Origin of the sequence: Streptomyces lonarensis (assembly GCF_012033735.1) — a bacterium.
Classification (GTDB): domain Bacteria; phylum Actinomycetota; class Actinomycetes; order Streptomycetales; family Streptomycetaceae; genus Streptomyces; species Streptomyces lonarensis.
This window is the reverse complement of sequence record NZ_JAAVJD010000241.1, coordinates 1-7640: the sequence shown is the minus strand read 5'-3', so window position 1 is coordinate 7640 and position 7640 is coordinate 1. Positions and strand designations below refer to the sequence as shown.

Annotated in this window: 6 protein-coding genes; 3 read left to right on the top strand and 3 right to left on the bottom strand. The window is 75.4% G+C overall.

Translation table 11 applies throughout. The features are described from left to right. Positions 1–200: 200 nt before the first annotated feature. Positions 201–1706 (top strand): IMP dehydrogenase, encoded by a 1506-nt coding sequence (gene guaB / locus HCN56_RS21540; protein WP_167973640.1) that lies wholly within the window; start codon positions 201–203, stop codon positions 1704–1706. A gap of 182 nt (positions 1707–1888) precedes the next feature. Beyond that, entirely contained in the window at positions 1889–3004 is a 1116-nt protein-coding gene (locus HCN56_RS21535; RefSeq protein ID WP_167973638.1) for a GuaB3 family IMP dehydrogenase-related protein, read from the top strand. Positions 3005–3130: 126 nt separating this feature from the next. On the opposite strand, the gene HCN56_RS21530 is transcribed toward HCN56_RS21535, so the two are convergent. Then, entirely contained in the window at positions 3131–4417 is a 1287-nt protein-coding gene (locus HCN56_RS21530; RefSeq protein WP_167973636.1) for a nucleotide sugar dehydrogenase, read from the bottom strand. 363 nt (positions 4418–4780) lie between these two features. Here HCN56_RS21530 and HCN56_RS21525 point away from each other — a divergent pair, with 363 nt between their 5' ends. Continuing rightward, on the top strand, positions 4781–5461 hold the full coding sequence (locus tag HCN56_RS21525; protein ID WP_167973634.1) for a DNA-binding response regulator: 681 nt from the start codon (positions 4781–4783) through the stop codon (positions 5459–5461). Positions 5462–5489: 28 nt separating this feature from the next. Here HCN56_RS21525 and HCN56_RS21520 read toward each other — a convergent pair whose 3' ends face one another. Together HCN56_RS21520 and HCN56_RS21515 are read right to left on the bottom strand one after the other, a co-directional pair. Further along, a complete protein-coding gene (locus tag HCN56_RS21520; RefSeq protein WP_167973632.1) occupies positions 5490–6869 on the bottom strand; it encodes a sensor histidine kinase in 1380 nt (459 codons plus the stop codon). Then, positions 6862–7640 (bottom strand): sensor histidine kinase (locus tag HCN56_RS21515; protein WP_209313024.1); only part of this gene is annotated, 779 nt, incomplete at its 5' end. The genes HCN56_RS21515 and HCN56_RS21520, both read right to left, overlap by 8 nt.

Sequence of the window (7640 nt, the reverse complement as noted above, 5' to 3'; positions counted from 1 at the left end):
GCCGGGCGGGCCGCGGTGCGACGCCCGCCGGGCGGACCCGGTTACCGCCCGGGCGGGTGTCCGTGGCACCGTCGGGAGTGACGCGCCGCCGCCGTGAGGCGGGGCGCGGGCCACGGGCAGGCCCCTGCGGCCGGGCGGAAGGCGAAGAGCCAGGCACTACCATGGGGCGAAGGGCAGAGCAAGAGGGCTGGAAGGGTGTCATGACGGATTACGTCGACGGAGTACCGGGGAAGTTCGCCACACTGGGGCTGACCTACGACGATGTGCTGCTGGTCCCCGGCCCGGCCGACATGACGCCCGAGGAGATCAGTACCCGCTCCCGCGTCTCCCGCAACGTCAGCGTGAACATCCCGCTGCTGTCGGCCGCGATGGACAAGGTCACCGAGGCCCGCATGGCCATCGCCATGGCCCGCCAGGGCGGGGTCGGCGTGCTGCACCGCAACCTCTCCATCCAGGAGCAGGCGGCCCAGGTCGACCGGGTGAAGCGGTCGGAGTCCGGGATGGTGACCGACCCGATCACCATCCGGCCGGACGCCAGCCTCCAGGAGGCGGACGAGCTGTGCGGCCGGTTCCGCATCAGCGGCGTCCCGGTGACCGACGCCGCGGGCAAGCTGCTCGGCATCGTCACCAACCGCGACATGGCGTTCGAGACCGACCGGACCCGCCAGGTCCGCGAGGTCATGACCCCGATGCCGCTGGTGACGGGCAAGGTCGGCATCTCCGGCCAGGACGCCATGGAGCTGCTGCGCCGCCACAAGATCGAGAAGCTGCCGCTGGTCGACGGCGCCGGCATGCTCAAGGGCCTCATCACCGTCAAGGACTTCGTCAAGGCGGAGAAGTACCCGCGTGCGGCGAAGGACGCGGACGGCCGGCTCATCGTCGGTGCCGCCGTCGGCGTGGCCGGTGACTCCTACGAGCGGGCGCAGGCGCTGGTCGAGGCCGGTGTCGACTTCATCGTCGTGGACATCGCGCAGGGCCACTCCAAGCTGGTCCCCGACATGATCGCCAAGATCAAGGCCAATCACTCGGGCGTCGACGTCGTCGGCGGCAACGTCGCGACGCGCGACGCCGCCCAGGCGCTGGTGGACGCCGGCGCCGACGGCATCAAGGTGGGCGTCGGCCCGGGGTCGATCTGTACGACCCGCGTCGTCGCCGGTGTGGGCGTCCCGCAGATCACCGCGATCTACGAGGCGTCGCTGGCCGCCGGCCCGGCCGGGGTGCCCGTCATCGGTGACGGCGGCCTCCAGTACAGCGGCGACATCGCCAAGGCGCTGGTCGCCGGCGCCGACACGGTGATGCTGGGCAGCCTGCTGGCCGGCTGCGAGGAGTCCCCCGGCGAGCTGCGCTTCATCAACGGCAAGCAGTTCAAGTCCTACCGGGGCATGGGCTCACTCGGCGCGATGCAGACCCGCGGCGAGTCGCGCTCCTACTCCAAGGACCGCTACTTCCAGCAGGCCGTCAACGACGACGAGAAGCTGATCCCGGAGGGCATCGAGGGCCAGGTCCCCTACCGCGGTCCGCTCTCCTCCGTGGTGCACCAGCTGGTCGGCGGGCTGCACCAGTCGATGTTCTACCTCGGTGGCCGCACCGTCGAGGACATCAAGCGCGACGGCCGCTTCGTCCGCATCACCGCGGCCGGGCTCAAGGAGAGCCACCCGCACGACATCCAGATGACCACCGAGGCCCCGAACTACTCGGGGCGCTGACCGGGCGGGGCCCCGGCCCCGCACGGTCCGGGCGGTTCCGCCCGCCCGCTCACCGCATCACGCCCACGGGCCCGGTCGGCAGCAGCCGCCGGGCCCGCGGCGCGCCCGCCCCGGCCCCGGCCCACCGCCGGGGCGTCGGGGATACTGGCCCAGACGGCAGACCGTACGGAAGGTTCCACAACGTGACTGAGATCGAGATCGGACGCGGCAAGCGCGGCCGCCGGGCGTACGCGTTCGACGACATCGCCGTGGTGCCCAGCCGGCGCACCCGCGACCCGAAGGAGGTCTCGATCGCCTGGCAGATCGACGCCTACCGCTTCGAGCTGCCCTTCCTGGCCGCGCCGATGGACTCCGTCGTCTCGCCGGCCACCGCCATCCGCATCGGCGAGATGGGCGGCCTCGGTGTCCTTAACCTCGAGGGTCTGTGGACCCGTTACGAGGACCCGGAGCCGCTGCTCCAGGAGATCACCGAGCTGGACGAGGAGACCGCCAACAAGCGCCTCCAGGAGATCTACGCCGCGCCGATCCAGGAGGAGCTGATCGGACGGCGGCTGAAGGAGGTCCGCGACGCCGGTGTCGTGACCGCGGCGGCGCTCTCCCCGCAGCGGACCGCGCAGTTCTCCAAGGCCGTCGTGGACGCCGGGGTGGACATCTTCGTCATCCGCGGCACGACGGTCTCGGCCGAGCACGTCTCCGGCGCCGCCGAGCCGCTGAACCTGAAGCAGTTCATCTACGAGCTGGACGTCCCCGTCATCGTCGGCGGCTGCGCGACCTACACCGCGGCGCTGCACCTGATGCGCACCGGTGCCGCCGGTGTGCTGGTCGGGTTCGGCGGCGGCGCCGCCCACACCACCCGCAACGTGCTGGGCATCCAGGTGCCGATGGCCACCGCCGTCGCCGATGTCGCCGCCGCGCGCCGCGACTACCTCGACGAGTCCGGCGGCCGGTACGTCCACGTCATCGCGGACGGCGGCGTCGGCTGGTCCGGCGACCTGCCGAAGGCCGTGGCCTGCGGCGCCGACGCGATCATGATGGGTTCGCCGCTGGCCCGTGCCACCGACGCCCCCGGGCGCGGCCACCACTGGGGCATGGAGGCGGTCCACGAGGACGTGCCGCGCGGCAAGAAGGTGCACCTGGGCACGGTCGGCAGCACCGAGGAGGTGCTGACCGGCCCGTCCAACACCCCGGACGGTTCGATGAACTTCTTCGGCGCGCTCCGCCGGGCGATGGCGACCACCGGCTACAGCGAGCTGAAGGAGTTCCAGCGCGTCGAGGTCACGGTGGCCCGCTCCCGCTGAGCCGCCCGGCTCCGGCCGCACCGCACCCCGGGCCGCCCCGGACGTGGAGACACGTCCGGGGCGGCCCTGCGTGCGCGGCCCCTCCGACGGCCCGTCGGAGGGTCGGGGCGGCGGACGGGCCGGCCGTCAGAGCCGGTGGCAGGCGCCGGCGGGGGTCGCGCCCCGGGTGTCGAGCAGCAGCTGCGCCTTGGCGGCGAGCCCGTGGAGGTCGTACACGCCGTGGTGCTGGAGCAGCAGGGTGAGGTCGGCGTCGGCCGCGGCCTCGTAGAGGCCGTCGGCGCGCGGCACGGTGAGGCCGGCGGGGCGCCAGCGGAGGACGTAGGGGTCGTGGAAGGACAGGTCGGCGCCGAGGTCCTTCAGACGCGCGGCGATCTCCCGGGCGGGGGCGCCCTCCTGGTCGGCCACGTCCGGCTGGTAGGTGACGCCCAGCAGCAGGACCCGCGCGCCCCGCAGGGACTTGCCGTGCTCGTTGAGGAGGGTCGCGACCCGCTGGGTCACGTACCGGGGCATCCGCTCGTTGACCTCCTGCGCCAGTTCCACCATGCGGGGCGGGTGGCCGGGGATGCGGCGGGCGGTCGGCAGGCATCCGGGGTCGACGGGGACGCTGTGGCCGCCGACGCCGGGTCCGGGGCGGAACACCGGGAAACCGGCCGGGTTGGTCTCGGCGCAGCGCAGGACGTCCCAGAGGTCGACGCCGAGGTCGTGGCAGAGGACGGCCATCTCGTTGACGAAGGCGGTGTTGACGTGGCGGAAGTTGGTCTCCAGCACCTTGACCGTCTCCGCCTCCTTGAGGCCGCGGGCCCGGACGGCCTTCTCGGCGAGCCGCCCGTAGAAGGCGACCGCCGCCTCGGTGCAGGCGGCGGTCAGTCCACCGATGACGCGCGGTGCGGCGCCGGGTTCGCGGCGGGCGGCGTCGCCGCGGGGGGTCTCCGCGCGGGAGGGGTCCACGCGGCTGGGGGAGTAGGCGAGGTGGAAGTCGCGGCCGGCGCGCAGGCCGGAGCCCTCCTCCAGCAGCGGGCGCACCACCTCCTCGGTGGTGCCGGGGTAGACCGGTGTCTCCAGGACGACCAGGCTGTGCGGCCGGAGTCCGGGGGCGAGGGCGCGGGCCGCGGCCCGGATGCCGTCGAGGTCGAGGGTGCGGTCCGGCCCGAGCGGAGCCGGTTCGCAGATCAGTGCCGCCCGCACCCGGCTGAGAACGGCGGTGTCGCTGGTGGCGGTGAAGCCGACGGCGAGCATGCGGCGGAGTTCGGCGGCGCTGAGCGACCCGTCGACGGGCGGGCGCCCGGCGCGCAGCGCGGCCGCCTCGTGCGGATCGCCGGTGAAGCCGACGGTGACGACGGACTGGGCGGTGGCGGCCTGTGCGGCGGGCAGACCGAGGTGGCCCAGGCCGAGGATGGCGAGATCTGCGGGCATGTGGGGAGCCCCTTCCGCGATCGAATGCCACAAAGGATCGAATGCATCCAAGGTGAGTAACTGAGTGTCAGTTTAAGCTCCTATATGACAGATGGTCCGTATTGTTCGATGCGCGCGTTCCCACGCGACCCCGTCGCCCCGCCTGCCCCGACGGTTCCGGCCGGGTGACCCGGCGCCGACGGAGCGGACCCGTCCGCGGCGCGCGGCGGACCCTCCCGAGCACTGGCTGAAACGGACGAGCCGCTGTCCGTGGCGGTGCGTCCTGTTACCGTTCAACCGCCGGGGCAGCGCCACGACCCATGACGGCCCCGGCGCGGCCGCGGCCCGCCCGTGCCGGGACGCGGAGTCACAGGGAGCCCCCACATGCCCGAACCCGAAGGCCCCCATCCGGCCACCCCCACCGCCCCCACCGTCGCCCTCGTCGACGACCACCCGGCGGTGCTGGCGGGGCTCGCCGCCTGGTACGCGGCGGCGGAACCGCCCATCGAGGTGGTGGCCTCCGGCGCCGACCCCGCCGTCGTGCTCGACGGTCCGGGCAGCCGGGCGGACGTGGTCGTGCTCGACCTCCAGCTCTCGCGGACCGGGCCCTCCTACGACGCGCTCCGGCAGCTGGCGGAGGACGGCCGCGCCGTCATCGTCTACACCATGCTGGACAGCGCCGACGTGGCCCTGACCTCCCTGGACCTCGGGGCGTACACCTACCTCACCAAGGCCGAGGGGGACCGCCATCTGGTGGCCGCCACCCGCGCCGCCGCCCAGAACCTCCCGTACACCCCGCCCGCCCTCGCCGGCGCCTTCGGCAGCGACACCCGGCCCGGCAGGCCGGAGCTGGCGCCGCGCGAGGTGGACGTGCTGCTGGAGTGGTTCCAGTGCGAGTCCAAGCGGATGGTCGCGCAGAGCCTCGGGCTCTCCGTCCACACTGTCGCCACCTACCTCGACCGGGTGCGGATCAAGTACGCCAACGCCGGGCGGCCCGCCCACACCAAGGCGCTGCTGGTGGCGCGCGCGCTCCAGGACGGTCTGGTCGCGCTGGAGGAGCTCTGACCCTCCCGCCGCCCGCGCCGCGCTGCGGTCAGCCCGCGGGCGCCGGTCCGGCCGGCTCCTCGACGGGCGCGCCGCCCGTCGCCTCCCCGGTCTCCGACGGGGCGTGCCCGACCACCGGCACCCGGTAGGACGCCTCCACCCAGAGCCGGCCCTCGTCGGTGACCTCGCGCACCAGCACCGCGGGCGCGGCCGGGGGCTCCGATCCGTCGGCGGCGCCGGGTGTGCCCGACGTGCCGGGCGCGGGGTCGGCGGGCGTCGACACCGGGCCGCCGGCGGCGGACGCGTCGTCCGCCCCGGGCGCGGCGGTGACCACCCCGACGCGCACCCGCTCCGGATCGCGGACCAGGGTCACCCGGGCGTCGCCCCGGGCCCCGGCCAGTGCGAGCAGCACCGGTTCGGTCAGCGCCCGCCGCACCTCCGGGGCCAGGGGCAGCGGCCTGCCCCGCACCGCGAACCGCACCGGAAGCCCGCTGCGTTCGGCCAGGTCCAGGCAGGCCCGCAGTTCGTGCACCAGCGGGTCCGCAGTCTCGTCGTGCTCCGCGAACAACCGCCGCAGCCGGGAGGTCTCGATGGCGCACCGCTGCCGCACCAGCGGGTCCGCGGGGTCCAGCGAGCCGTCGGCGATGCCGCCGAGCAGCGGCAGGGCGGTGGCGGACAGTTCCCGGTAGCGGCGCAGGTGATCGGCGTGGAGCTGCTCGTCCACCAGCTGCCGGGTGTGCAGCCGCTCCTCCTCGCGGCGCGCCCGTTGCACGGTCGCGGCCTGCGCGCGCAGCCGACGGGCGATCGCCGCCACCGCGAGCTGGAACGCGCAGATCACGACGACGCTGGTGCCCATCCCCGCCAGCAGCACCCGGTCGGGGAGGCCCGCCGCGAACAGCTGCACCGTCGTGATGACCAGCACGGCACCCAGCCCGGCCGCCACCTGCGGCAGCGGGCGGTCGAGCAGCAGGACGACGATGAACCACCCCGCCACCATGTAGGACCAGTGCCCCCGGCCGAGGAACTCCTCGCCGGAGGGGAGGCCCGTCGTCGAGACGGCGGTGGCAGCCACGGTGACGACCAGCACGGCGGTGACCCACCCGGTGGGGCGCCGCCGGCGCCGCAGCTCGTACCAGAGCTCCGGCCCCAGCAACGCGCTCAGCGTGCCGAACGCCACCCACTGCACGACCGGGTCGCGGTACTCCGGCAGGCTCTCCAGCAGCCCCGGCAGCGCCAGCCCGAACTGGACGCCGACCAGGATGACCAGCCCCGCCAGCCGCATGCCGTAGCCGCCGAAGCGCGCCGTGGCGCCCTGGCAGCGGCGCAGCTCCTGCCGGGCAGCGGCGCCCGCGGCGGCGGCGTCGCCGCCCGCCGGGGGCCGCGCCGCCGCGGCGGGTGGGCGAGGCGTGCGGTGCTGCGGCTCAGCCATCGGTCCCGGCCTCCCGCCGCGCCGCCGCCTCGGCGCCGTCCTGCGCCGGCCCGGTCCGCGCCGCCGCTGCCCTCGCAGCCGGCTCCTGCTGCGCCGCCTCCTGCTGCGCAGCCGACGGGCCCGTTTCCTCGGCGGGCGCCGACCGGTGCGCGTCGTCCCCCGCTGCCGTCGCGCCGTGGTCCGTCGCGCCGTGGTCCGTCGCGTCGCCGTCCGTCGCGCCGCGGTCCGTCGCGTCGCCGTCCGTCGCGCCGGCTGCCGCCGGGGGCTGCTCGGGCCCGACGGGGTCCGGCGCCGGCCAGGTCAGGACCACGCTGGTGGGGCCGCCCGGTCGGGAGCTGACCGCTGCGGCGCCCCCGATCCGCGCCATCCGGCCGACCACCGACCCCGAGAGCCCCCAGCGGTGGCGGGGGACCGCCGCGGGGTCGAAGCCGCGGCCGTCGTCGTCCACCCGCAGCACGACCCGGCCGTCCTCCCGTTCGCACCCGACCCGGACCGAGGAGGCCGCCGCGTGGCGCGCGGTGTTGCGCAGCGCCTCGGCCATCGCGCCGCGCAGCGCTGCGGCCACCTCCGCCGGGACCCGGTCGATTCCCGGCGCCATGCTGGTCGTGATCGGGCCGTGGTGGCGCGGCAGCTCGGCGGCCAGGACGGTGGCCAGCTCCACGCCGTCCCCGCCTCCCGGGGGCGGGCCCCCGCCGGTGCCCGGAGCGGCCGCTCCCTGCGGCGGGTCCGGCTCCCCGTCCGCGGCCGGTGCCGGGGCGGGCGCGCCGGCGG

Bases quoted from the DNA above. Each gene is read 5' to 3' on its own strand.
- guaB (WP_167973640.1), top strand. From the start codon at position 201: ATGACGGATTACGTCGACGGAGTACCGGGGAAGTTCGCCACACTGGGG.
- HCN56_RS21520 (WP_167973632.1), bottom strand. From the start codon at position 6,869: ATGGCTGAGCCGCAGCACCGCACGCCTCGCCCACCCGCCGCGGCGGCG.
- HCN56_RS21530 (WP_167973636.1), bottom strand. From the start codon at position 4,417: ATGCCCGCAGATCTCGCCATCCTCGGCCTGGGCCACCTCGGTCTGCCC.
- HCN56_RS21525 (WP_167973634.1), top strand. From the start codon at position 4,781: ATGCCCGAACCCGAAGGCCCCCATCCGGCCACCCCCACCGCCCCCACC.